1 protein-coding gene is annotated in these 997 nt (G+C 70.1%); it reads right to left on the reverse strand.

The features are described 5' to 3' along the window. On the reverse strand, positions 1-997 hold a 997-nt coding region (locus EBH09_RS14235), incomplete at both ends, for a glycosyl hydrolase (protein WP_121747398.1).

A 997-nucleotide genomic window follows, 5' to 3' on the forward strand; every position in this document is an offset into this window, starting at 1 on the left:
CGGGCGGGGCGCGGTGGGCGGCACCGCGGGCACGGGCGGTGCGGTGGGCGCGGTGGGCGTGCTCGGCTCCGGGACCGTGGTGTCCGGCTCGTCGGTGCGGCCGAAGAGCACGGAGCGGTAGACCGCGGTGGACCGGGGGTTGTCGTCGCACTGCCACACACCGTGCGGGCAGTAGTCGGTGAGCGTGTTGTACACGGGTTTGTGCTCGTCCATCCACTCGAGCATGCGCCGCATGTACTCGGCGTTGTCACCGTTGCGGAAGAGCCCCCATTCGGGATAGGAGATGGGCTTTCCGTGGGCCTTGGCGAAATCGACGTGCGCCTGAAGTCCGTACGGTTCCTTCACCTGTTCGTCGAACGCCATTCCGCGTGGCTGGTCGTACGAATCCATGCCGATGATGTCGACCGTGGCGTCCCCCGGATAACACTGGGTCCAGGGAATGGCGTCCCGGCCGCGGCTCGGGGCGAAGTCGAACCGGAACTTCTGGCCCGGCACCGAACGCATGGTGGTGACGATCCTGTTCCAGTACGTCTTCCAGGCCTCCGGGTCCGGTCCGCACCGATGGGTGTACGTGGTGCCGTTCATCTCCCAGCCGAGCACGAGGACCGTGTCCGGGACGTTCAGTTCGACCAGCCGTTCGGCGAGGGCCCTGAAGTGGTGATCGAAGCGTCCGGCGGCGCCCTGGCGCAGCAGTTCGCGGACCTCGCCGTCGTCGACGCCCTCCTCGTTGCGCTCCATCATGGGCACGTTGAGGACGAGCATCCGGTCGGCCTCGCGGGTGCGCCAGTCGGCCCACACGTCGAGGAAGCCGGGGGCGCCCTCGATGTTGCTCCACAGGTCGCCGGGCAGGTAGGTGTGGCCGACGCGCAGTTCGGCGCCGCCCAGCCAGTGGCTGAGCTGCGCCATCCGGGCCACGCCGCGCGGGCCGTAGTCCAGGTACGCGCCGAACGCGGTCGCGGCACCCGGCGTCCGGCCGGGGACCGCGGGGGCCGGCGCG

Origin of the sequence: Streptomyces sp. E2N166 (assembly GCF_003671715.1) — a bacterium.
GTDB lineage: Bacteria > Actinomycetota > Actinomycetes > Streptomycetales > Streptomycetaceae > Streptomyces > Streptomyces thinghirensis.